Source organism: Methylobacterium sp. DB0501 (assembly GCF_011043735.1).
Taxonomy (GTDB): Bacteria; Pseudomonadota; Alphaproteobacteria; order Rhizobiales; family Beijerinckiaceae; genus Methylobacterium; species Methylobacterium alsaeris.
This window is the reverse complement of sequence record NZ_JAAKGV010000001.1, coordinates 737,850-761,034: the sequence shown is the minus strand read 5'-3', so window position 1 is coordinate 761,034 and position 23,185 is coordinate 737,850. Positions and strand designations below refer to the sequence as shown.

At 72.1% G+C, this 23,185-nt stretch carries 25 protein-coding genes; 17 read left to right on the top strand and 8 right to left on the bottom strand.

Annotation, left to right across the window (positions count from 1 at the left end):
* Positions 1–52: 52 nt before the first annotated feature.
* From G4G93_RS03580 to G4G93_RS03560, 5 genes are all read left to right on the top strand, one after another.
* The gene (locus G4G93_RS03580) at positions 53–3,487 is read left to right on the top strand and encodes a helicase-related protein (RefSeq protein WP_165081195.1); all 3,435 of its coding nucleotides are present in this window, start codon (positions 53–55) and stop codon (positions 3,485–3,487) included.
* Between the two features lie 9 nt (positions 3,488–3,496).
* Entirely contained in the window at positions 3,497–3,778 is a 282-nt protein-coding gene (locus G4G93_RS03575; RefSeq protein WP_165081194.1) for an RNA-binding S4 domain-containing protein, read from the top strand.
* 173 nt (positions 3,779–3,951) lie between these two features.
* Positions 3,952–4,290 (top strand): ferredoxin FdxA, encoded by a 339-nt coding sequence (fdxA, locus tag G4G93_RS03570; RefSeq protein WP_165081193.1) that lies wholly within the window; start codon positions 3,952–3,954, stop codon positions 4,288–4,290.
* 547 nt (positions 4,291–4,837) lie between these two features.
* Positions 4,838–5,425 carry a CarD family transcriptional regulator gene (locus G4G93_RS03565; RefSeq protein ID WP_165081192.1) on the top strand — a complete coding sequence of 196 codons (588 nt, stop codon included), beginning with the start codon at positions 4,838–4,840 and terminating at the stop codon, positions 5,423–5,425.
* Positions 5,426–5,713: 288 nt separating this feature from the next.
* The gene (locus tag G4G93_RS03560; RefSeq protein WP_165081191.1) at positions 5,714–6,592 is read left to right on the top strand and encodes an RNA polymerase factor sigma-32; all 879 of its coding nucleotides are present in this window, start codon (positions 5,714–5,716) and stop codon (positions 6,590–6,592) included.
* A 120-nt stretch (positions 6,593–6,712) separates the two neighbouring features.
* Here G4G93_RS03560 and G4G93_RS03555 read toward each other — a convergent pair whose 3' ends face one another.
* Positions 6,713–7,411, bottom strand: a complete 699-nt coding sequence (locus G4G93_RS03555; RefSeq protein ID WP_165081190.1) for a 4'-phosphopantetheinyl transferase superfamily protein — start codon at positions 7,409–7,411, stop codon at positions 6,713–6,715.
* A 34-nt stretch (positions 7,412–7,445) separates the two neighbouring features.
* Positions 7,446–8,408 (bottom strand): LysR family transcriptional regulator, encoded by a 963-nt coding sequence (locus tag G4G93_RS03550; RefSeq protein WP_165081189.1) that lies wholly within the window; start codon positions 8,406–8,408, stop codon positions 7,446–7,448.
* A 325-nt stretch (positions 8,409–8,733) separates the two neighbouring features.
* Here G4G93_RS03550 and argJ point away from each other — a divergent pair, with 325 nt between their 5' ends.
* The 3 genes from argJ (at position 8,734) to G4G93_RS03535 (ending at position 11,203) form a co-directional block, all read left to right on the top strand.
* A complete protein-coding gene (gene argJ / locus G4G93_RS03545) occupies positions 8,734–9,975 on the top strand; it encodes a bifunctional glutamate N-acetyltransferase/amino-acid acetyltransferase ArgJ (RefSeq protein WP_165081188.1) in 1,242 nt (413 codons plus the stop codon).
* Positions 9,972–10,700, top strand: a complete 729-nt coding sequence (locus tag G4G93_RS03540; RefSeq protein WP_312891672.1) for an SIMPL domain-containing protein — start codon at positions 9,972–9,974, stop codon at positions 10,698–10,700. The genes argJ and G4G93_RS03540 overlap by 4 nt, the downstream gene beginning before the upstream one ends.
* An 86-nt stretch (positions 10,701–10,786) precedes the next feature.
* Entirely contained in the window at positions 10,787–11,203 is a 417-nt protein-coding gene (locus G4G93_RS03535) for a (deoxy)nucleoside triphosphate pyrophosphohydrolase (protein WP_165081187.1), read from the top strand.
* 107 nt (positions 11,204–11,310) lie between these two features.
* Here the strand turns inward: G4G93_RS03535 and G4G93_RS03530 are convergent, their stop codons facing one another.
* Positions 11,311–11,664 carry a DUF427 domain-containing protein gene (locus G4G93_RS03530; protein WP_165081186.1) on the bottom strand — a complete coding sequence of 118 codons (354 nt, stop codon included), beginning with the start codon at positions 11,662–11,664 and terminating at the stop codon, positions 11,311–11,313.
* Positions 11,661–12,542, bottom strand: coding sequence for a methyltransferase domain-containing protein (locus G4G93_RS03525; RefSeq protein ID WP_165081185.1), 882 nt, complete (start codon positions 12,540–12,542; stop codon positions 11,661–11,663). Before G4G93_RS03525 ends, G4G93_RS03530 begins: the two co-directional genes overlap by 4 nt.
* Before the next feature lie 123 nt (positions 12,543–12,665).
* On the opposite strand from G4G93_RS03525, the gene G4G93_RS03520 reads away from it, so the two are divergent.
* Both G4G93_RS03520 and G4G93_RS03515 read left to right on the top strand, forming a co-directional pair.
* Positions 12,666–13,577 (top strand): lytic transglycosylase domain-containing protein, encoded by a 912-nt coding sequence (locus G4G93_RS03520; RefSeq protein ID WP_395410450.1) that lies wholly within the window; start codon positions 12,666–12,668, stop codon positions 13,575–13,577.
* 130 nt (positions 13,578–13,707) lie between these two features.
* On the top strand, positions 13,708–13,935 hold the full coding sequence (locus G4G93_RS03515; protein WP_165081184.1) for a hypothetical protein: 228 nt from the start codon (positions 13,708–13,710) through the stop codon (positions 13,933–13,935).
* A gap of 62 nt (positions 13,936–13,997) precedes the next feature.
* Here the strand turns inward: G4G93_RS03515 and G4G93_RS03510 are convergent, their stop codons facing one another.
* The 4 genes from G4G93_RS03510 to G4G93_RS03495 form a co-directional block, all read right to left on the bottom strand.
* The gene (locus tag G4G93_RS03510; protein WP_165081183.1) at positions 13,998–15,203 is read right to left on the bottom strand and encodes a pyrophosphate--fructose-6-phosphate 1-phosphotransferase; all 1,206 of its coding nucleotides are present in this window, start codon (positions 15,201–15,203) and stop codon (positions 13,998–14,000) included.
* Between the two features lie 103 nt (positions 15,204–15,306).
* Positions 15,307–16,164, bottom strand: a complete 858-nt coding sequence (gene fabI, locus G4G93_RS03505; protein ID WP_165081182.1) for an enoyl-ACP reductase FabI — start codon at positions 16,162–16,164, stop codon at positions 15,307–15,309.
* A gap of 145 nt (positions 16,165–16,309) precedes the next feature.
* Positions 16,310–17,239, bottom strand: coding sequence for a DnaJ C-terminal domain-containing protein (locus G4G93_RS03500; protein ID WP_165081181.1), 930 nt, complete (start codon positions 17,237–17,239; stop codon positions 16,310–16,312).
* 220 nt (positions 17,240–17,459) lie between these two features.
* On the bottom strand, positions 17,460–17,909 hold the full coding sequence (locus G4G93_RS03495; RefSeq protein ID WP_409513818.1) for an RT0821/Lpp0805 family surface protein: 450 nt from the start codon (positions 17,907–17,909) through the stop codon (positions 17,460–17,462).
* 111 nt (positions 17,910–18,020) lie between these two features.
* Between G4G93_RS03495 and pdxH the strand changes: the two genes are divergently transcribed.
* The 7 genes from pdxH (at position 18,021) to G4G93_RS03460 (ending at position 23,165) form a co-directional block, all read left to right on the top strand.
* The gene (gene pdxH / locus G4G93_RS03490) at positions 18,021–18,662 is read left to right on the top strand and encodes a pyridoxamine 5'-phosphate oxidase (protein WP_206289440.1); all 642 of its coding nucleotides are present in this window, start codon (positions 18,021–18,023) and stop codon (positions 18,660–18,662) included.
* Positions 18,663–18,840: 178 nt separating this feature from the next.
* Positions 18,841–19,563, top strand: coding sequence for an SDR family NAD(P)-dependent oxidoreductase (locus G4G93_RS03485; RefSeq protein ID WP_165081362.1), 723 nt, complete (start codon positions 18,841–18,843; stop codon positions 19,561–19,563).
* Positions 19,556–20,578 carry a hypothetical protein gene (locus G4G93_RS03480; RefSeq protein WP_165081178.1) on the top strand — a complete coding sequence of 341 codons (1,023 nt, stop codon included), beginning with the start codon at positions 19,556–19,558 and terminating at the stop codon, positions 20,576–20,578. Before G4G93_RS03485 ends, G4G93_RS03480 begins: the two co-directional genes overlap by 8 nt.
* The gene (locus tag G4G93_RS03475) at positions 20,575–21,099 is read left to right on the top strand and encodes an NUDIX hydrolase (RefSeq protein ID WP_165081177.1); all 525 of its coding nucleotides are present in this window, start codon (positions 20,575–20,577) and stop codon (positions 21,097–21,099) included. The genes G4G93_RS03480 and G4G93_RS03475 overlap by 4 nt, the downstream gene beginning before the upstream one ends.
* Positions 21,096–21,527 carry a TIGR02301 family protein gene (locus G4G93_RS03470; protein ID WP_165081175.1) on the top strand — a complete coding sequence of 144 codons (432 nt, stop codon included), beginning with the start codon at positions 21,096–21,098 and terminating at the stop codon, positions 21,525–21,527. Before G4G93_RS03475 ends, G4G93_RS03470 begins: the two co-directional genes overlap by 4 nt.
* 196 nt (positions 21,528–21,723) lie before the next feature.
* Positions 21,724–21,987 (top strand): hypothetical protein, encoded by a 264-nt coding sequence (locus G4G93_RS03465; protein WP_165081173.1) that lies wholly within the window; start codon positions 21,724–21,726, stop codon positions 21,985–21,987.
* Positions 21,988–22,076: 89 nt separating this feature from the next.
* Complete coding sequence (locus tag G4G93_RS03460) at positions 22,077–23,165, top strand: SPL family radical SAM protein (protein WP_165081360.1); 1,089 nt, start codon at positions 22,077–22,079, stop codon at positions 23,163–23,165.
* Positions 23,166–23,185: the final 20 nt, after the last annotated feature.

Here is a 23,185-nt window from a genome sequence, read left to right as displayed (position 1 = left end):
CGGCGCTGCGGCCCCTGCCGGAGCTTCGCCCCGAGGAATCCAGTCCAGCCCGATGACGCGCCGTTCCCTCTCTCCGCAGGCCCGCTTGCGCGGCGCCACGGCGGTGCTCGGTCCCACCAATACCGGCAAGACCCACCTCGCCATCGAGCGGATGCTCGGCCATCCGACCGGCATGATCGGCCTGCCGCTGCGGCTGCTCGCCCGCGAGGTCTATCACCGCGTGGTCGAGCGGGTCGGCCCCGAGCGGGTCGCCCTCGTCACCGGCGAGGAGAAGATCAAGCCGAACCGGCCGAGCTACTGGATCTGCACCGCCGAGGCGATGCCGCGGGACAACACCGTGGATTTCGTCGGCATCGACGAGATCCAGCTCGGCGCCGACCGCGACCGCGGCCACACCTTCACCGACCGCCTCCTGCACCAGCGCGGCCGCGAGGAGACGCTGCTGATCGGCTCGGCCACGATGGAGCCGCTGGTCAAGTCGCTGATCCCGGGCATCACCGTCACCACCCGGCCGCGCCTGTCGCAGCTGAGCTTCGCCGGCAGCCGCAAGCTCTCCCGCCTTCCCGAGCGCAGCGCCATCGTGGCCTTCTCGGCCGAGGAGGTTTACGCCATCGCCGAATTGCTGCGGCGCCAGCGCGGCGGCGCCGCGGTGGTGCTGGGCGCCCTCTCGCCGCGAACCCGCAACGCGCAGGTCGAGCTCTACCAGTCCGGCGAGGTCGATTACCTGGTGGCGACCGACGCGGTCGGCATGGGCCTCAACCTCGACGTCGACCACGTCGCCTTCGCGTCGAACCGCAAATACGACGGCACGCGGTTCCGCGATCTCGGCCCGTCCGAGATGGCGCAGATCGCGGGCCGGGCCGGGCGCCACCTGCGCGACGGCACCTTCGGCACCACCGGCCGCTGCCCGCCGATGGAGGCCGAGATGGTCGAGGCGCTGGAGGGCCACAGCTTCGAGCCGCTGCGGATGCTGCAATGGCGCAATCCCGACCTCGATTTCGGCTCGATCGACGCCCTGCGCCGCAGCCTCGGCGAGCACCCGACCGAGCGCGGGCTGACGCGCGCGCCCACGGGCGACGACGAGGCGGCCCTCGACCTCCTGGCCAAGGAGGACGACATCCGCGACTACGCCACCTCGAAGAGCGCGGTCGAGCGGCTCTGGGCGGTGTGCGGCGTGCCGGATTACCGGAAATCGGCGATCCAGACCCATGCCGACCTGATCGCCCAGCTGTTCCGCTTCCTGATGCGCGGCATGGCCGGACGGATCCCGGTGGACTGGTTTTCGCAGCACGTGGCGATGGTCGACCGCACCGACGGGGACATCGACGCCCTGTCGCAGCGCATCGCCCACGTGCGCACCTGGACCTTCGTGGCCAACAGACCCGACTGGCTCGCCGACCCGGAGCATTGGCAGGGCGAGACGCGTCGGGTAGAGGACAGGCTGTCCGACGCCCTGCACGAGCGGCTGGCGAGTCGTTTCGTCGATCGGCGCACCAGCGTGCTGATGCGGCGCCTGAGAGAGAACACCATGTTGGAAGCTGAGATCACCGCGGGCGGCGACGTGACGGTCGAGGGCCAGCACGTCGGCCATCTGCACGGATTCCAGTTCGTGCCGGATCCCGGCGCCGAGGGCCAGGAAGCCAAGACCCTGCGCAGCGCCGCCGAGAAGGCGCTGGCGAGCGAGATCGAGGCGCGGGCCGACAGGTTCGCCGCCGCGGCCGACGCGGCTCTGGTGCTCTCGAACGACGGCACCATCCGCTGGACCGGCAACCCGGTCGCCAAGCTCGTCCCGGGCGAAAAGCTCTACGCCCCGGGCCTGCGGCTGCTGGCCGACGAGCAACTCGCGGGTGCGGCCCGCGAGAAGGTCGAGTCCCGGCTGAACGCCTGGCTGAAGGCGCATATCGTGCGCCTGCTGGGCCCGGCCCTCGAGCTCGAGACCGCAGCCGACCTGACGGGGCTTGCCCGCGGCATCGGCTTCCAGGTCGCGGAGGCGCTGGGCGTGCTGGAGCGCGCCAAGGTGCTCAACGAGATGCGCAGCCTCGACCAGGAGGGCCGCGCGGCCCTGCGCAAGCACGGCGTGCGCTTCGGCGCCTACCACATCACCATGCCGGCGCTCCTGAAGCCCGCGCCTCGGACCCTCGCGGCGCAGCTCTGGGCGCTCCATAACGGCGGCCTCGACCAGCGCGGTCTCGACGAGATCGCGCATCTCGCCGGCTCCGGCCGCACCTCGATGCCGGTCGATCCCGAGATCGCCAAGGGCCTCTATCGCGCCGCCGGCTTCCGGGTCTGCGGCGGCCGGGCGGTGCGGGTCGACATCCTCGAGCGCCTGGCCGACCTGATCCGCCCGGCGATCGCCTACGTGCCCGGCACCACCCCCGGCGAGCCGCCTCCGGGCGCGGCCGACAAGGACGGCTTCGTGCCGACCGTCGGCATGACCTCGCTGGTCGGTTGCTCCGGCGAGGATTTCGCCTCGATCCTGAAGTCGCTCGGCTACGTCGTCGACCGCCGGCCCGGCCCGGCGATCACCGTGGCGCTCCGCCCGTCCGCCCCGACGGTGCCGGTGCAGCCGAAGGTGGCGGAAAGCGCCGAGGCCACGGCCGAGGACGCTGCGGAGGCCGGCGAGGACCGGCAAGCCGAGAGCGCTGCCGAGCCCGAGAGCGCTGCCGAGCCCGAGAGCGCCGCCGAGCCGGAGAGCGCCGCCGAGGCGGCGAACGAGGATTCCGCCGTGGAGACGGCTGCCGCCGCCGAGACCGCGGCGGAGGAAATCCGGACCGAAGAAGCCTCGGCCGAGCCGGCTCCCGCCGCCGAGGCGGCACCGGAGCCGGTGCCGGCCGAGGCCGAAGCGCCGCCCTCCGAGGACGCCGCTCCGACCGAGGCCGGCGAGCCGGTCGCCGCCGTCGACGAGGCCGCCCCCGAGGCGTCGGGTGACGCTGAGACAGGCGAGCCCGCCGCGCCGGAGGAGCCGATCGTCATCGAGGTGTGGCGGATGCACCGCCACCAGCGCAACCACGCGCCACGCCACCAGGGCCGCGGCCGGCAGGACGGCCAGCGCGATGGCCAGCCGCGCGAGGGCGGCGGGCAGCGGGATCGTTCCCGCGGCTTCCCGCGTCCCGAGGGCGGCGAGGGGGCGCCGGCGGAGCAGCGCGCCCAGCGCTCCGGCCCGCGCGAGGGCCAGCGCTGGGGCGACAGACGCCCGGGCGAGAACCGTGCCGCCGGCGACGGGCGTCCGGAGAACCGGTTCGAGGGCCGCGGTGGCGAGAACCGGGGCGAGGGCCGCCGCGACGGCCGTCCGCCGCGCGGACCGCATCCGGGCGGGCGCGAGGGCGGTCGTCCCCCCCAGGACCGCCGCGACGGCGGGCCCCGCAACGGCGGCATGCACGAGGCCAGGCCGCCCCGGCGCGAGCGCGCCCCGGACCCGGATTCGCCCTTCGCGAAGCTCCTCGCCCTCAAGGCGCAGATGGAGTCGCGGGACGGCGACAAGCGCTGAGCCCTGGCGATGCGCACAGACCGTCAGCGGCTCGACAAGTGGCTGTGGTTCGCGCGCTTCGCCAAGACGCGCTCCCTGGCGGCGCGGCTGATCGAGGACGGCTTCGTGCGGGTGAACGGCCAGCGGGCCGACGCCCCGTCGAAGGCCCTGGCGGTCGGCGACGTGGTCACGGTGGCGGCCCAGCACGTCACGGCGGCGGTGCGGGTGATCGATCTCGGCGAACGCCGGGGCCCCGCGCCGGAGGCCAGGCTGCTCTACGCCGATCTCTCGGCCGGTCCCCCTGCCGGGTGACCGTGCGGGAAAGAGTGACGCGAAGGCGACGCTCCCCGACTACGCGACGCCGTCCCCCACGGGGCGGCTTGCATGGCCGCCCGCCCGGGTCTAAGGCCCGGCCCATATCCAGGCGCCGAGACCGAATGCCCTCTCCCGGCGCCCCTCCCCCGCCTTCGAGGTTTCCCCAGCCCATGACCTACGTCGTCACCGACAACTGCATCAAGTGCAAGTACATGGACTGCGTGGAAGTGTGTCCGGTCGACTGCTTCTACGAGGGCGAGAACATGCTCGTCATCCAGCCGGACGAGTGCATCGATTGCGGCGTGTGCGAGCCCGAATGCCCGGCCGAGGCGATCAAGCCCGATACCGAGCCGGGCCTGGAGAGCTGGCTGAAGCTCAACGCCGACATGGCGAAGAGCTGGCCCAACATCACCCAGAAGAAGGCGGCGCCCGCCGACGCCAAGGATTGGGACGGGAAGCCCGGCAAGCTCGAGGCCCATTTCTCGGCCAATCCGGGCTCGGGCGACTGACCGGTCCCGGCTGCTCCCCGCTCCGGACGCTTCCTTGCGGAAAGGGCGGCAAGGCCCGCGCGGTACCTGCACGAAGCCGAAATCCGCATTGCGGAAGCGATCCGGTAGGAGCGGCCGAAGCAGCCGATCGGGTTTCGTACGGCTCGTCTACGATCCCTTCCGGGATCGCATGACGGGTCTGCGAACGGTCCGCCAAGCTGGTGAAATATGGTGCAAGGCGCCTGCGCAGCCATGCCGGGCGCCTGAATTTTTTTGATTTTCGGGCCTCTTCGTGCTAGGTTCCTGATTGCCGTCGCTTGCGTCCGACGTGCAGCCTTCGTCCACCGACGGGAATTTTTCGATGGGGCGAGGCGGCATGCGATCAGCCGAGGTGGATCTTATCCGGTCTGCAGCGCGTTCGGACGTTCCTTAGCTATGGTTTGACAGGGACTGGCGGGCGCCCCTCGGGACGTCCGGCAGGCGCGTATTTTTCGCCGGGCGCCCTGACCCGGATGAACGATCCGGTCGCGGACATTGCCGCGAACGGTGACCTGGAGGCCACCCCCGCATGACGACCGCCAAGAAGACGACAGCCGCCCGGCAGGGCTTCAAGACCGGCGAAGCGATCGTGTATCCGGCTCACGGCGTCGGCCGCATCACGGCCATCGAGGAGCAGGAGATCGCCGGCTACAAGCTCGAGCTGTTCGTGGTGTCGTTCGAGAAGGACAAGATGGTCCTGCGGGTCCCGACCGCCAAGGCGAACTCGGTCGGCATGCGCAAGCTCGCCGAGCCCGAGCTGGTCAAGAAGGCGCTCGACGTGCTCACCGGCCGCGCCCGGGTGAAGCGCACGATGTGGTCGCGCCGGGCCCAGGAATACGAGGCGAAGATCAATTCCGGCGACCTGATCGCCGTGACCGAGGTGGTGCGCGACCTCTTCCGCTCCGACGCCCAGCCCGAGCAATCCTACTCCGAGCGCCAGCTCTACGAGGCGGCCCTCGACCGCGTGGTGCGCGAGATCGCGGCTGTCAACCGCATCACCGATACCGAGTCGCTCAAGCTCATCGAGCAGAGCCTGGCCAAGTCGCCCCGCCGCGCCAAGGGCGCCGAGGCCGAGGCCGAAGGTGAGGACATCCAGGACGAGGCCGAGGCCGCCTGAGCGTCCGCATCGCGGAAGACGTCACCGAGACGACCGAGAGCCCGGCCCCGTGCCGGGCTTTCGCATGTCTGATCCCTCCCTCACGGCTCCCCAACTGTCCCTCCTCGGGGTCGCCGCCGCAGCCGCCGCGTCCGCGAGAGAATCGCACCACAGAGGTTTTTTTCGCGCTGCGGGAACCGACGGGGTGGTCGCGCCGTTGTCGCAGGCCTTGCGGTGTAACGAGCGCGCGCCACGCTGCCCTCGACCTCATCGCGACACACAGCGCTCACCAAAGCGGCGGAGGCGGGGATGGCGGAAATCGCAGGCATACGTCGGCAGTTCGTACGAGTTGCGATGGATGCCCCCTTCCTCGAGCGGGAAGAAGAGCGCGGCCTGGCGGTGCGCTGGAAGGACGACCGGGACGAGCAGGCCCTGCATCGGCTGATCTCGGCCCATATGCGGCTCGTGATCGCCCTGGCAGGCCGCTTTCGCCATTACGGTCTGCCGATGGCGGATCTGGTCCAGGAAGGCCATGTCGGATTGATGGAAGCCGCCGCCCGCTTCGAGCCGGAGCGGGACGTGCGGTTCTCGACCTACGCGACCTGGTGGATCCGGGCCTCGATCCAGGACTACATCCTGCGCAATTGGTCGATCGTCCGCGGTGGTACCTCCTCGGCCCAGAAGGCGTTGTTCTTCAATCTCCGGCGCCTGCGCGCCCGGCTGATGCAATCCACCGACGAGCGCGTGGGCGACGAGATCCACCGCCGCATCGCCACCGCCATCGGCGTGTCGCGGGAGGACGTGGCGCTGATGGATGCCCGCCTCTCCGGTCCGGACATGTCGCTCAACGCGCCCGTCGGCGACGACGGCGAGGCCTCGGCGGAGCGCGTCGACTTCCTGGTCGATACTTCGCCCTTGCCGGACGAGACCGTGTCCGACGCCGTCGACGGCGAGCGGCGCCTGACCTGGCTGCGCCAGGCCCTCACCGTGCTCTCCGAGCGCGAGCTGCGCATCCTGCACGAGCGGCGCCTCGCCGAGGACCAGGCCACCCTGGAGGCGTTGGGCCACCGCCTCGGCATCTCCAAGGAGCGGGTGCGGCAGATCGAGAACCGCGCGCTGGAGAAGCTCCGCCGTGCCCTGGCCGAGCGCTTCCCTCAATCCAATACCGGCATGAGCGCCTACGTCTGACATCGGGAGCATCGGGCATGGGAGGAAAGGCGGTAATCTTCCTCTGAACATCGTCCCGAGGTGGCGCTGCTACACCTCGGTTTAGGCCGGCAGTGGAGCGGCCGTTGGCGGCCGCTTTCGTCAATCGAGGACCACCACCCTCACCTCCGCCCGCTTCTCGACCGCCCAGGCGAACCGCGCCCCGTCGCTCAGCACCCGCGAGTTTGCCCGCAAGGACAAGCCCGCCCGCCGCAGGCGCCAGCCGGTCCCGTCCTCGGTCAGCCGGACCGAGGACGGCTCGGCCACCAAGCCCTCGCCGGTGGCCTTCAGGCAGGCCTCCTTGACCGACCAGTACTCCAGCGCCCGGACCGGCCGCGCGTCGGCGGGCAGGTCGCGATACGCGGCGAGTTCCGTCGGGTGCAGGAAGACCGGTGCCACCCGGTCCCACTCGACCGGCCGGGCGGTGCCCTCGACGTCGACGCCGATCCGACCGACCCAGGACAGCCCGACCGCGACCCAGCCGCCACCGTGGCTGAGATTGACGTCGAGACCGGGAGACCCAGGCAGGAACGGGCGGCCGTCCTCGTCCCGCGCCAGAACGAGGCCTGCCGGGTCGCGGCCGAGCCGGAGCCCGAGCAGGTGGCGCAGCAGCCCGTGGGCTGCCTCGCGCTCGGCCCGGTCCTGCGCCAAGCGGTAACGGGCGATGCGGGCGGCCTCGTCCGGGGGCAGCCGCAGTCGCCCCTCCGGCAGCCGGGCGACCCGGGCGGCCGGTACCGCCACCGCCAGCGCGCCGTCCGAGACGACGAGATCCGAGAGTTCGCGCACCATCGCCCTGCCCATGCCCCGGGCGTCATGCACGGCGGCGGGCGGCGCGTCACGCCTCTTCGAGGTCGTAGAGGGCGGCGAGTTCGGCCTCGTCGAGGGTCACGCCACGGGGCATCAGCTGCTCGGCGAAGTGGCGCGAGGCGCAGGCGATGAAACTGCGGGTCTTGGCCGGCAACAGCCGCGAGGTCGTGACGATGAAGACCGGGCTCGGCAGGCCGTGCCAGTCCGGCAGCACCCGCTCCAGCCGGCCCGCCTCCACGTCCGGCTCGATGTCGATCGCCTGGAGCAGGGCGATGCCGTACCCCGCCGTCGCGAAGCGCCGCGCCATGCCCTGGCTGTTGCTCGACACGGTGTTGGCGACCGTCACCGACACGCTTTCGCCGTCCCGCTCCAGCGGCCAGGCGCTCGACGCGGCCGGCGGGCCGACGACCACGGCCCGGTGCCGCGCCAGATCGACCGGTCGCTCGGGCCGTCCCGCCCGATCGAGGTAACCGGGCGCGGCGAACAGACCGTTCTCGAGCTGCGCCACCTTGCGGGTGATCATCGAGGTCTCCCGCGGCGCCCCGATGGCGAGCGCCAGATCGTAGCCCTCCTGGGCGAGGTCGACGAGGTGCGGCCAGAGATCGAGATGCACCCGTACCTGGTCATAGCGGTCCGAGAACTCCACCATCACGGCCGAGAGGTGGTGCAGCACCCACGTGTCCGGCGGCGCCGCGATCTTCAAGAGGCCGCTCGGCCCCTTTGCCTGGGCGATCAGCTCGTCGAAGGTGCGCTGCGCCTCCTCCACCAGCCGGGTCGCCTGCTCGTAATAGGCCTCGCCGTGCGGGGTCAGCACGAGCTTGCGGGTGGTGCGGTCGAGCAGGCGCAGGCCGATCGAGGTCTCGAACTGGGTGATGCGCCGCGACAGGGACGAGATCGGCACGTCGAGCGCCACAGCGGCCTGGCTGAAACTCTTCCGCTTCGCGACCTCGACGAAGAGCGCCATGTCGCGAAGGACTTGCGGGTGGGCCAAGCGGGAACCTCCGGGCGACGCACGGTGATGCGCACGGCTGCGCATCCTGATTCGGATCCTCTAGATGATAATCTGCAACTCTAGATAAGGAAACTCCGTACCGCCCTTGCGTCAGCCTTCCGGCGAAAAACAAGGCCGCCGGGCCGCTTGCCCGCCGGGCCGGCCGCAGGCGGGACGGCAGGCAGGAATTTCAACCTCGGCATGCACAACCGCCGGCACAACCGACGCCGTGACCCGGCGCCGACCGGTTGACGCCGTGCACCTTGGCGGGGCAACACCGCGGCGCCGGCGCGGACGACGCGGCGTCGGCGGACCGGAGTCCCGCATGTCTCATCCCGTCTCGCCGCTCGCGCCCAAGCACCAGCCCGACCTGCCGCCGATCGCCGGCGTGCGCCTCGCCACCGCGCAGGCGGGTATCCGCTATCGCGGCCGCACCGACGTGCTCCTGGTCCTGCTCGATCCCGGCACCCGGGCGGCGGGGGTGTTCACCCGCTCGAAATGCCCCTCGGCGGCGGTCGACTGGTGCCGCGAGACCCTGCGCGGCGGCCATTCGGCCCGGGCGCTGGTGGTCAATTCCGGCAACGCCAACGCCTTCACCGGCCTCAAGGGCCGCGACTCGGTGCGCCTCACCGCCGAGATCGCCGGCAAGGCCGCGGGTTGCACCCCCGGCGAGGTCTTCATCGCCTCGACCGGCGTGATCGGCGAACCCCTCGACGCCAGCAAGTTCGACGGCGTGCTGGCCGAGTGCGCCGGCCGCACCGGCGAGGGCGCCGAGCGGTGGACCGAGGCCGCCCGCGCCATCATGACCACCGACACCTTCCCCAAGCTCGCCACCCGCCGGGTGCGGCTCGGCGGCGCCGAGGTGACGATCAACGGCATCGCCAAGGGCGCCGGCATGATCGCCCCCGACATGGCGACGATGCTCTCCTTCGTGTTCACCGATGCCGACCTGCCGGCGGAGGTGCTGCAGGGGCTGCTGACGAAGGGCGTCGCCAAGAGCTTCAACTGCTGCACGGTCGACGGCGACACCTCGACCTCCGACACGCTGATGCTGTTCGCGACGGGGAAGGCCGGCAACGCTCCGGTCGCGTCGGCCGCGGATCCGGCCTTGGCCGAGTTCACGCAGGCCCTCGACGACCTGCTGATCGAGCTCGCCCAGCTGGTCGCCCGCGACGGCGAGGGCGCGCGCAAGTTCGTCACCGTCGAGGTCGGCGGTGCCACCGACGACGCCTCGGCGCATCGCATCGCGATGTCGATCGCCAACTCGCCGCTGGTGAAGACCGCGGTGGCGGGCGAGGACGCCAATTGGGGCCGGGTGGTGATGGCGGTCGGCAAGGCCGGCGAGCCCGCCGACCGCGACCGGCTGGCGATCTGGTTCGGCGACGTGCGGGTCGCCGTCGCGGGTGCCCGCGACGCCGGCTACGACGAGGAAGCGGCCTCCGCCGCGATGCGCGGCGACGCGGTGACGATCCGGGTCGATCTGGGGCTCGGGGCCGGGACCGCCCGGGTCTGGACCTGCGACCTCACCAAGGCCTATGTCGAGATCAACGGGGATTACCGCTCGTGAGGGCGTCGGCGGGGCTGCTGGCGCTCCTCCTGGCGGGATCCGCGCTGCTCCCGGCGGGGTCCGCTCGCGCCGAGGAGGCGCCGGGCCGGATCAGCGTCGTCGGCCGGGCGAGCCGGGAGGTCGCGCCCGACTTCGCCACCGTCGAGATCGCGGTCGAGAGCCGCGGTGCGACGCCGGCCGCCGCCCTCGACCAGAACTCGTCAGCCGCCCGCAAAGTGGCGGAGTTGGCCGGCGAGTTCGGCATCCGCGGGCCGGACCTCGCCACCGCCGCCGTTTCCCTGCGTCCCGCCTCCAGGACGGTGCGCGAGCCCGGCGGCCAGTTGCGCGACGTGCCGGACGGGTACCAGGCCACCAACGCGGTCAGCCTCCGGGTGCGCGACCTCGCACGTCTCGGCGCCGTGATGCGGCGCCTGCTCGACGGCGGGGCCGACCGGATCGGCGGCGTCGCCTTCGGGCTGTCGGATCCCGGCCAGACCGAGAACGCCGTCCGGGCCGACGCGGTGCGGGACGCCAAGCGCCAGGCCGAGACCCTGGCGGAGGCGGCGGGCACCCGCCTCGGCCGCCTCGAGAGCCTGGTCTCGCCGCCGCGGGAGGGAGCGCCGGCGCCGATGCACGCGCGGAGCTTCGCCGCCAAGGCTTCGGGCGGCGGCGTCGCAGTCCCGATCGAGCCCGGCACGATCACGGTCGAGGCCGCGGTCGAGGCCACCTACCTGGTTGCGCCCTGACGGGCGCAACACCCACGCCCTGACGAACGCAACACCCGCGCCCTGAGAGGCGCAACCTCTCTCACCGATTGCGCGAGCCGCCCCGCATGGCCGATCCCCTCAAGCTCCTCCTCGTGGTGGCGGTCGCCCTCGTCGATCCGGACGGGCGCGTGCTGCTGGCGCAGCGCCCGCCGGGCAAGCAGCTCGAAGGTCTATGGGAGTTCCCGGGCGGCAAGATCGAGCCGGGCGAGCGCCCCGAGGAGACGCTGATCCGCGAGCTGGCGGAGGAACTCGGCATCACCGCGAAGGCGGATTGCCTCGCGCCGCTGACCTTCGCCAGCCACGCTTACGAGGCCTTCCACCTGCTGATGCCGCTCTACGTCTGCCGGCGATGGGAGGGGTTCGTGCAGTCGCGCGAGGGGCAGGCGCTCAAATGGGTCCGCCCGCGCGACCTCGCGAGCTACCCGATGCCCCCGGCCGACCTGCCGCTGCTGCCGGCGATCGTCGATCTGCTGGGGCCGTGAGTGATACCCCTCCGCGTCGTCCTGGGCCCCGCTGCGCGACCCAGGGGTGACGCGGAGGATGTCACGCCGTGGATCCGCACGACGAACACGGTCTCAGCGGCCGTCGTTCACTCCGTGAATTCCTCGATCGCATCGACCTTGTTCGGGTAGAACGCCAGGTAGCCGGCGATCGCCGCCACCTTGGGGAACGGCGTCTCGTAGCTCCACACCGCGTTCGCCCGCTCGACCCCGCCGGCGGTGAGCGAGAAGTAGCTGGCATCACCCTTGTACGGGCAATGCGTGCGGTGCTCGGTGCGGTCGAAGAGGTCCATCTCGGCATCCTCGCGCGGGACGTACTGGACCGGCGGCAGACCGCCCTCGCGCAGGGTGAGGGCCCGGGTGGTCTCGGCGACGATCGTTCCGCCGAGCATCACGCGGATGCGGTGCGGGTTCGGCGTGATCGTGATCGGATGGTCCGTCATGACGGCTCCTTGCGTTCGACGGTGCCGAGGGCGTCGGCCAGCCGCGCCTGGGCGCTGCCCGGCCGCAGCGGCTTCTGCTGGCTCTCGTGCGGCACCCAGCCCGAGAGCCAGATCATCTCGAAGGTCGCGCGCAGGCGCCCGTCCGGATCGGCGAAGCGCTCGGCATAGAGACCGGCCGCCCGCATCAGGGTCTCGCGACGCAAGCGGCCTCGGCGCTCGCGCAGGGCGTTGGTGAGCCCCATGGCGCGCAGGTCGCGCATCAGCCCGAACGGATCGCCGTAGCGCACCGTCACGGTCTCGACGTCGGTCACCGGCAGGGCGAAGCCGGCCCGCTGCAGCAGGCCGCCGATGTCGCGCACCTCCGCCAAGGGGGCCACCCGCGGGCTTACCCCCCCGTCGATCTCGCTCTCGGCCTGGGTGAGGACCTGGCGCAGCTCGGTCAGGGTCCGCCCGCCGAGCAGGCAGCCGACGAACAGCCCGTCGGGCCTGAGCGCCCGGCGCACCTGCACCAGGGCCCCCGGCAGGTCGTTGGCGTGCTGGAGCGCGAGCAGCGACACCGCGAGATCGAAATGCCGCTCGCCGAAGGGCAGCGCCTCCGGATCGCCGACCGCGACCGCGAGGCCGGGACTACCGGGTTCGGGGACGGGCGCGAGGCGGGTCACCGCGGCGGCCCGGCCGCTCTCCCTGAGCCACGCCGCCGCCGCCGGCACCGGCGTGGCGAGGTCGAGGGCCCGGGGAAAATCCCGCAGCACCGCGCCGAGGCGATCGGACAGGTCCTCGACCGCGCGGGCGACCAGGAAATCGGCGAAGCCCGCACGGCGCGCACGGGCGAGGCGCTTGCGGATCAGGGGGGTGTCGAACAGGAGCGGCGAAGACATCGACCGCTAGATGGCGCGGCGGCACGCCCGGCGCCAGGGCCTCGCGCATCGGGACGGCGCGAAACGCCCCCGCGACGATCGTGCCTTACCGAATCGTTCAGCGAATCGGGGTAAGGGTGAATCGTGACCCGCACCCGCTTCAGCTCTCTCCTGGCCTCTCCCCTCGCCTCCCTCCCGGCCTCCTGCCTCGTCCTCTCCCTGGCCGGTCCGGCCCTCGCCGCCCCGGCGGCGCCCGCGCCTGCGGCGGAGAGCAAGGAGGAGACGGTCGAGCAGGCCCTGTGCCGGCTGATCGAGGGCGCGGCGAAGACCAAGGGCCTCCCGGTTGCGTTCCTCACCCGGCTGATCTGGCGCGAGAGCAGCTTCCGCCCCGGCGTGGTCAGCCGCGCCGGGGCGCAGGGCGTCGCGCAATTCATGCCCGGCACGGCGCAGGAGCGCGGCCTCGCCGACCCGTTCGACCCCGAACAGGCGATTCCCGCGGCGGCGCGCTTCCTGATCGACCTGCGCGGGCGCTTCGGCAATCTCGGCCTCGCGGCGGCAGCCTATAACGGCGGGCCGGGCCGGGTCTCCGCCTGGCTCGCCGGCACCGGCGGCCTGCCGGCCGAGACCCGGGCCTATGTCGCGGCGATCACCGGCCGCAGCGCCGAGGACTGGGCCGCCGCCGCCAAGGCCGAGCCGAAGAGCGACCTGTCCGAGCCGGACGGCACCCGCTGCCTTCAGGTCACCGCGGCCTTGCGCATCCGCGGGCGCACCGAGACCTTCTTCGCCGAGACCGCGGCGGTGCTGGCGCCCTGGGGCGTGCAGCTCGCCGGCAACTTCTCGAAGTCGATCGCGCTGGCGAGCTTCGGCCGGGCCCGCGACCGCTACGCCACGATCCTCGGCGACGTGAGACCGATGATCATCGGCACGCGGCTGCGCCACCGCGGCACCCGCGCCTTCTATCGCATCCGGGTGCCGTCGGAGACGCGCGCCAGCGCCGAGGCCCTGTGCGGCCGCATCCGCGGCGTCGGCGGCGCCTGCATCGTGCTGAAAACCTGAGGTGTGGCTATTCTCACCCAAATGGGTGATGACAGGGGCGAACCGGCTTGGTTCGTTCACAAGGCGACATGCCGCGAAACATCAATCGCCGGCATGGATCGCACGGTGGGCGAACAGGGAGGGAAGCCCCATGACCATCTACGGCGTACCCCGATGGGCCCGGAGGTGGGCCGAGCGGCACCGTGCACGGCACAGCGACGGCAAGGTGGTCCGCTGGATGGTGTTCGGACCGCAACATCGGCGGATAAGGGTCGACGGAACGCCCGTCGAAGCCGGCGGCAACGTCCTGCCCTTCGTCCGCCGGCCGCCGGCCGCCGGCCTCGACGACGCCCCGCCGCTCGATGCGACGGGCTCTTAGGATAACACCTCAAGTAAGACCGGGGCCCGGCGCCTGCGCCCGGCCCCGTCCCCTGGCCCGGGTCAGCCCCGGTCCTGGCCGATTCCGTCGAGCAGGGCCGTGAACCACGGCGTCGTCGGGTCGAAGGCCTTGCCCCCGCGAATGCGCGGGAACTCGATCGCCCGCAGGCGACCGTCCCGCTCCTCGTCGTGCCCGATCACTCCGGAGACGCCGTTCAGGCCGCACTCGACCGCGAGGTCGACCATGCCCTGGATCAGCCGCAGGTCGTGCGGGTTCGGCGCGGCCGAGCGGGCGAAATGGCCCGATTTCAGGACCAGGGTCTTCTCGGCCCCGATCATCGGCGCGAAGCGGTCCGCGAACCACTTGCCGACATTGATCGTGTCGATCTTGACGTGCCCGAACGGATCGCGGCCCAGCACCTCGCCGCGGCCTTCGATCTCGGCCACGATCTCGTCGAGGCCGGCGCCCTCGCTCAGGAAAACCGTGACGCAATCCTTGGCGTCGAGCCGCAGCTTGAGCCGCGCGGCCTCCCGCTCGATGTCGAGGGGCATCTCCGGCAGGTAGACCGCGTCGACATCCTTGTGGGTCCGGTCCAGCCCGAATTCCGGCAGGAAGGCCGTGCGGTCGAGCCGCTCGCGATAGGCCTTGGCCGTGGCCGCGGTGAGCCAGCCGCATTTGCGGCCCATGATCTCGTGGACGACCAGCATGCGCGGGTTGGCGCTCTGCTCGTTGACGATGTTCTCGGCGAAGATCGCGCCCTGCTCCGCGGCGGTCCAGGCGCCCAGGGTCTGGCGGATCGGCACCACGTCGTTGTCGATGGTCTTCGGCAGCCCGACCACCGTCAGGTGATAGCCGTTGGCCTCGAGATAGGCCGCGAGGTCGGCCGCCGTGGTGTTGGTGTCGTCGCCGCCGATCGTGTGCAGCACCGTCACCCGGTCGCTGGCGAGCCGGTCGGCCGCCACCTTGAGCGGGTCCTGCCCCTCCTTCACCAGGCCGCGCTTGACGCAATCCTTGACGTTGGTGAGCTTGATCCGGCTGTTGCCGAGCGGCGAGCCGCCATGGCGCAGGAGCACGTCGGCGCGGGCCCGCACCTCCGGGGTGACGGTGAGATGGTCGCCGAGCAGCAGGCCCTTGTAGCCGCTGCGGTAGCCGATGATCTCGGCGTCGGGCGCGAGGTCGGTGTAGCGGGCGATCAGCCCGCCGACCGCCGCCGACAGGCAGGGCGCGAGGCCGCCGGCGGTGAGCATGGCGATCTTGAGGGTGGACATCGTGGGCTCCGCGTTGCGCTGCGAAGCCCACATTGGGCCGAAGGACCCGCCGGTCCAGCCCCTGCCCGTCAATCAGGCCCCTTTGCCGGCCTTCCCGGCAGGCTCAATCCTTGTCGAGGCTGAGGTCGGGCGCCTCGGGATTCTTCATGCCGACGACGTGGTAGCCGGCATCGACGTGCAGGATCTCGCCGGTCATGCCGCGGGACATGTCGGAGATCAGGTAGGCGGCGGTCTCGCCGACCTCGTCGATCGTCACCGTGCGCCGCAAGGGGGCGTTGTACTCGTTCCACTTCAGGATGTAGCGGAAATCGCCGATGCCGGAGGCGGCCAGCGTCTTGATCGGGCCGGCCGAGATCGCGTTGACGCGGATCTTCTGGGGACCGAGATCGGCCGCGAGGTAGCGCACCGACGCCTCGAGGGCCGCCTTGGCGACGCCCATGACGTTGTAGTGCGGCATCCACTTCTCGGCGCCGTAATAGGTCAGCGTGAGGAGCGAGCCGCCGTTGCGCATCAGCTTCTCGGCGCGCTGGGCAACCGCGGTGAACGAGTAGCAGGAGATCAGCAGCGACTTGGAGAAGTTCGCCTCGCTGGTCTCGATGTAGCGGCCGGTCAGCTCGTCCTTGTCCGAGAAGGCGATGCAGTGGATGACGAAGTCGATCCCGTCGGGAAAATGCCGGCCGGTGGCCTCGAAGACGGCATCGATCGAGGCCGGGTCGGTGACGTCGCAATGGCCGACGACCGCCGCGTCGAGCTCGCGGGCCAGGGGCTCGACGCGCTTCCTGAGGGCCTCGCCCTGATAGGTGAAGGCCAGCTCGGCGCCATGCTGTCGGGCGCTGCGGGCGATGCCCCAGGCGATCGAGCGGTTGTTGGCGACGCCGAGCACGAGGCCGCGCTTGCCGGCGAGAAGCCCGGTGCGGGGCTGCCCGTCATCCTGTACCTGTGCCCGGTTCGAGTCAGCCATGTGTCACCCAAAGAACAGCCGCCACGGGGACCCGCGGCGGCCGATCGGACCCGGCCGTGCATGGCTCCCCAGCGGTTTCCTTAACCGACGCCCGCGGACGACGGAAGTGTGCCGGCTCCGGTAAAGACTCACACGTCCGAAACCGTCAGCTCGTCGCAGCGGCGGCGCGGCGCTTGCGGGCGAACTCGGTGAGGTCCTCGTCGGCGGCGGCCGGCAGGGTGACGGCGATGGTGGCCAGCAGGTCGCCCCGGGTGCCGTCCTTCCTCGGCAGGCCCTTGCCGCGCAGGCGGAAGACCCGGCCCGAACTCGTCATCGGGGGGATCTTCATCTCGACCGCGCCGGTCAGGGTCTGGATCCGGATCGGGCCGCCGAGCACGGCGTCCTCCAGCGGCACCTCGGCGGAGGTGCGCAGGTCCGCACCCTCGACCTGGAAGCGCGAATCGGGCGCGACCCGGATGGTGAGCAGCGCGTCGCCCGGGTCGGCACCGTGGGCGCCCGGATAGCCGAGGCCGCGCAGGCGGATCACCTGCCCGTCGACCACGCCCTTGGGCACCACCACGTCGACCTCGCGGCCGCTCGGCAGGTTGAGGCGCAGCTTCGCCTCGCCGGCGATCTGGTCGAGGGTGACCGTCAGCTCCGCGGCGACGTCCTCGCCCTTCTGGGGCGGCGCCGCGCGGCCGGCCCCGCCGGCGGAGCGGAACGCCTCGCCGAACAGGTGCGAGAAGATGTCCTCGCCAAAGCCGCCGGCCCCTGCGCCGGCCCCGGCCCGGCCGCGGGCCATCGATTCGAAGTCGAAGTTGCCGCCACCGCCGCGCCCGCCGCCGAAGCCCTCGAAGCCGCCCGCGAACCGGGGCTTGCCCTCGCCGTCGATGGCGCCGCGGTCGAACTGCTCGCGCTTCTTGGCGTCGCCCAGGATCTCGTAGGCCTGGTTGACCTCGGCGAAGCGGTCCTGCGCCTTGGCGTCGTTCTTGTTGCGATCGGGGTGGTAGGCCTTGGCGAGCTTGCGGAAAGCCTTCTTGATCTCCGCCTCGTCGGCCGAACGGCTCACGCCGAGAACGTCATAGGGGTTGCGCATGGCGATCCGATGGCGATTCGGGCGGCGCGGCTCCGGAGCGATCGGCTCTCGGGACGACACCGCCTCGTGAAAACAGGATGAGCTCTATCTGGCGACCGTGTTGCCGGATTGCAACGCAGGCGGAGCGGGAAGAATCCAGGTTACGTCACTTCCTTCATGCGCGCCACGCTGGGCGATCCGGTCACGGAACGGGCGCGACCGGATCGTCTCGAGGGCTCCCCTACCCCGGCTTCGACGACGCCTTCAGGCTCTTCAACTCCCAGGCGCCGCCGGACGGACGGCAGCCGGTGCCGCGCACGAAGCGGTTGCCCGACGGGCCGATCACCGAGGCAAGGAAGCCGCGGCAGATCTCGTCGTTCCTCACGAAGGGCAACCCGGTCGGGTTGACCATGCCGCGCATGCCGGAATCCGGGTTGTCCCACTTCACCGGCTGGCCGTTGCCCTGGGGATCGAGGGCGACCCCGAGCGCCGCCTTGGCCCGGCGCCAATCCTCGCCGGACAGGTCGGAGCCGAAGCTCTTCGGGGCCGCGGGCTCGATGCTGCCGGTGCTCTCGGGCTCCGGCGGGGCCGCATCCACCTGCGGCGTGAACATGATGAGCGGCTGGCTGCAGCCGCCGATCGCCAGGACGCTCACCAGCGCGCTCGCCGCGAGGGCGAGGCTGAGCGTCACCGTACCGACTTTACACGCACCGCGACGCATTACACCTGTTCTCACGACCGGGCGGCCCGTCGCGACGCATGAGGATGCGACGCCGGCCCGCCCCCGGTTCCGGTTGTCACATTGGCGAGAAGCCACTTGGGTAAGGACGATGCCGTGGACGGGTTAACGAAGGATGATTTCACGCAGAACCCGGATCCCTGGGCGCTGTTCCGGCAATGGTTTGCCGAGGCAGAGGCCGCGGAGCCGGAGGATCCGAACGCCATGGCGCTCGCGACCTGCGACGCCGACGGGCTGCCGGACGTGCGCATCGTGCTCCTCAAGGACGTCGACGAGCGCGGATTCGTGTTCTATACCAACACCTTGTCGATGAAGGGGCTGGAGCTCGCCGACAACCCGCGGGCGGCGATCGTGCTGCACTGGAAGAGCCTGCGCCGCCAGGTGCGGGCCCGCGGCCCGGTGACGAAGGTCGACGACGCCGAGGCCGACGCCTATTTCGCGAGCCGCGCCCGCGACAGCCGCCTCGGCGCCTGGGCCAGCCGGCAATCGCAACCCCTCGACAGCCGCGAGACGCTGATCCGGGCGGTGGAGGAGGTCGGCGCCCGCTTTCCCGGCGAGACCGTGCCGCGGCCGCCCCACTGGACCGGCTATCGCATCGCGCCGACCTCGATGGAGTTCTGGCACGACGGCGCCTACCGCCTGCACGACCGGGTGCGCTTCACCCGCCGGGGCGGCGGCTGGGAGGGCCAGCGCCTCTATCCATGACGGCAAGGTCCGTCACGGGAGCCGCGCGGACGCATTGCTGCGGCGCGGCGAGCCCTGGATTTCCGGGCCGCCGGGCTCTACCCTGAGGCTTATCCGCGCCCCCCGAGACGGCGGCGCCCCGCACCGGACATCCCGAGGAACGGCCGTGGCCCAACCGTCGAACGAACGCCGCCGCGTGATGCTGCTCACCGGCGCGAGCCGGGGGATCGGCCACGCCACCGTCAAGCGCTTCTCGGCGGCGGGCTGGCGCGTCATCACCTGCTCACGCCACCCCTTCCCGGAGAACTGCCCGTGGGAGATGGGGCCGGAGGACCACCTGCAGGTCGACCTCGCCGACCCGGACGACACGATCCGCGCCGTCCAGGAGGTGGCCGGGCGGCTCGAGGCCGAGGGCGGGCTGCTGCACGCCCTCGTCAACAATGCCGGCATCTCGCCGAAGGGGGCCGGCGGCGCGCGGCTGGGAGCCATCGACACTCCGTTCTCCGACTGGCAGCGGGTGTTCCAGGTCAATTTCTTCGCGCCGATCCTGCTCGCCCGCGGCCTGCGCGACGAGTTGACCCGGGCTCGCGGCTCGATCGTCAACGTGACGTCGATCGCCGGCTCGCGCGTCCACCCCTTCGCGGGAGCGGCCTACGCCACCTCGAAGGCGGCGCTCGCGGGCCTCACCCGCGAGATGGCCTCGGATTTCGGGCCGCTCGGCGTGCGGGTGAACGCGATCTCGCCGGGCGAGATCGACACCTCGATCCTGTCGCCCGGGACCGACAAGCTGGTGGCACAGATCCCGCAGCGCCGCCTCGGCACCCCGGACGAGGTCGCCAAGGCGATCTACTTCCTGTGCACCGAGGCCTCGTCCTACGTGAACGGCGCCGAATTGCACATCAACGGCGGCCAGCATGTCTGAGCGGGCGGCGCTCGCCCTCGCCGTCCTGCTTCTCGCCTCGCCCGCCGCCGCCGAGCCGCGGGTCACCCTCCTCGACCTGCCGTTCCGGGTGACGCAGCTGCGCGACGCGCGCAGCGAGGCGGCCCTGGCGGTCGCGACCGCCGGGCTGCCGCAGCTGCCGCGCAAGGCCGGCCCGCTCGCCGTCGCCTGGGGCGAGACCGGCGCGGCCGTCCTCTCTCTCACCGGCGACCGGGTCACGGTCGTCCCCCTCTCCCTCGACGCGGTCGAGGGCCTGACCGCCGCCGAGGCGCCGAAGGGCGCGGTGCCGGGCTCGCGACGGGTGCTGTCCGGCCCGGTCAGCGCCTACCTGTCGGGCCCGAGCCGAAGCCCGGACGGGCACCCCGCCGCCGCCGGCGTGACGATCCGCGAGCGCCAGAAGGTCACGATGAGCGCCGATCCGAAGCCCGTGCCGGTGGCGACCGCGACGGTGCCGCCGGGCGCGGGCGCGGTCTTCGCCGCCGACACGCTGCGTCCGGTCGAGATCGACGGCGCCCTCGCCCTGCTCACGGTGAGCGAGCACCCGGAGGGCGCGGGCCTCGCGGTGATCGGGCGCCGGGACGGAGCCTGGCGGGTGACGGCGGAGACGCCGCCCGAGCCCGGCGCCGTACGCCTCGCCGCCGACCTGCCCGGGCCCGGCGCGGTGCTGGTGCGGGGCGAGGAGGGCCGGATCGAGCATTGGAGCCTCGCCGGGCCCAAGCCCGCCCGGCAGGCGCAGGGCGGCAGGAGCCAGGACGGCAAGGGCTTTTCCGCCCCCGGTGCCGACCTCGGCGACGGTGAGATCGTCTTGGCGACCCGGGATCGGGCCGCCCTCGCCTACGTCTCGCTGAAGGACCTCGCGGAGCGGGCGCGGGCGGCCCTGCCGGCTCCGATCGGCGCCGGGCTCGCGGTCCTGGGCTCCGGGCGCAACGCGCCCGTCATCGTGGCGCTGGCGGACGGGCGCCTGGCGACGGTGCAGGACGGGGATGCGCGGCCGTGAGCAGCGAGGCCGAGGAACCGGCTCGGGAACCCGCCTGGGAGCTCGCCTGGCGCCGCCGCTATCCCGTGCGGCCGTTCATCGCCGCCTCCGCGGCGGTGGTGCGGGACGGGCGCGTCCTGCTCGCCGCCCGCGGCCAGGCGCCGATGCGCGGGGTCTACACCCTGCCCGGCGGTCAGGTGGAGGCGGGCGAGACCCTGGCCGAGGCGGCCCTGCGCGAGTTGCACGAGGAGGTCGGGGTGGTGGCCGAGGCGGTCGCGGCGTTGAGCCCGCTGGAGGTGATCGAGCGCGACGCGGACGGCGCGGTGCTGCACCATTTCGTGATCCACCCCCATGCCGCCCGGTGGCTCTCCGGCGAGCCGGCCACCGGGCCGGAAGCCCTCGACCTGCGCTGGGTGACCCCGGCGGAGGCGCGCGAGCTGCCGACCACCCGGGGGCTGCACGACGTGATCGCCCAGGCGCTGGCCGTCATGCAAGAGCCGGACGTCATGGGAGAGCCGGCCGTGATGGGGAACGCGTCGTGAGGTGCGCCGTCCTGCTGGCGGCCTGCCTGCTCGCGGCCCTGCCCGCCCTGGCGCAGACCCGGCCGAAGCCCGCCGCCAAGCCGCCGGAGAAGGAGGCCCCGGCGGCGCCTGCGCCGGCCGACGCGCCCGCCCCCTACGACCGCGACCTCCTGCGCCTGTCGGAGATCATCGGTTCGCTGAGCTTCCTGCGCGAATTGTGCGGCACGCCGGACGCGCCGGAATGGCCGGCGCGGATGAAGGCCCTGCTCGACGCCGAGGGCACCAGCCCGGGCCGGCGCGACCGGCTCGCCGGGGCCTATAACCGCGGCTATGGCGGCTACGCCGTCACCTACCGGGTCTGCACGCCGTCGGCGGTCGAGGCCGCCACCCGCTACATCGCGGAAGGCGAGCGCCTGTCCGCCGCCCTGGCGAACCGGTTCGGCGGCTGAGGCCGCCTGTTGCGGGCGCGCCACAGCTGTGGCGCCAGCGTCGAGGCGTGAGGCATTCTCGCGGCGGCGTTAACCTCTTCGCAATTCCTTGCTGGCCCGGGGCCGGCGGAGATCCTATGAATCCGGTCATCACCTGAGGCCGCTGCGGATTCGAGACCGCCGTTCTCCCCCAGAGACCCGATCTCCAAGGCTGTCGATGACCGACTTCGAAACCCACGACCCCGCGCTCGATTCCGACCAGGAGGCGAAGCGCGCCGCCCTGAGCTACGTCTCGGAGGCCTTCGCGGAAGGTTGCCTGGACGGGCTCGACGGCGATTGCATGGCCCAGGCCGCCCTGTTCGCGGCCTTCCAGGAACTCGTTCACACCTACGGCGAGGAGGCCACCGCCCGCTACGCCGAGGGCTTCCCCGAGCGGATCCGTGGCGGCACCTACACGGTGCGGCCGCAGGCCCGGCACTGACGAAGCCCGGCATCGGGGCTTAGGGACCGGGGCCAGCTCACCAACGCCGCGGGCGGGACCCGGAGCAGGGTCCCGTGCGTTCGCCGGGCATGACCGTCCACGATCCCGCCCCCGCCCGCACCGCCCGCCTCTGGCGCCCGCGCCGGGTGGTCATCACCGCGGCGGCGCGCGACCACCCCCATGGACGGGCGATCGCCGCGCGGACCGCCGGTCTCGGCCTTCCCGTCGAGGAACTGCCCGGCAACCGCCTCGTCGGCCTGCGCCATCCCGACCCGCGCCGGGCCTATATCGAGGCCAAGAACACCCTCGCGGTGGTGGTGGCGCCGCCGACCAAGCTCAAGCTGCAGCCGATCCCGCCGAGCGCCGACTGGCGCGTCGACCTCGCCGAGGGTTGCCCGGCCCATTGCCAGTATTGCTATCTCGCCGGCTCGCTTTCGGGGCCGCCGGTGACGCGGGTCTACGCCAACCTGCCCGAAATTCTCGCGAATCTCGCAGCCTATGCCGGGCAGGGCAGCGTCACCTCGGCGAGCGCCGACCGGGCGCAGGAGGGCACCACCTTCGAGGCCTCGTGCTACACCGATCCCCTCGGCATCGAGCACCTGACCGGCTCGCTCTCGGCGGCGATCCGGCATTTCGGCGCCTGGAGCGCCCCGGTCTCGTTGCGCGCGACCACCAAGTTCGCCGCGATCGAGCCGCTGCTCGGATTGGACCACGGACGCCGCACGCGGCTGCGCTTCTCGGTCAACGCCGCCTCGGCCACTCGCTACGAAGGCGGCACCGCCCCGTTGCGCGACCGGCTCGGCGCGATGGGCGCGGTGGCGCGGGCCGGCTACCCGGTCGGGCTCACGGTGGCGCCGATCCTGCCCGTGCCGGAGTGGCGCGAGGCCTACGCCTCCCTGTTCGCCGACGCCGCCGCGGCGCTCGACGGCGTCCGCGACCTCGATCTCACCGCGGAACTCATCACCCACCGCTTCACCCCCGGCTCGAAGGAGGTGCTGGCGGGCTGGTACCCGGGCTCGGACCTGCCGATGCGGGAGGAGGAGCGCAGCCGCAAGCTCACCAAGTTCGGTTCGGTGAAATACGTGTTTCCGGCCGAGCTGATGCGGGAGATGAAGGCGTGCCTGACGCGGGAGCTGGCGGAGAAGCTGCCGGCGGCGCGGGTGCTCTACTGGACGTAGGGCGGGCCTTCGAGCGCCCG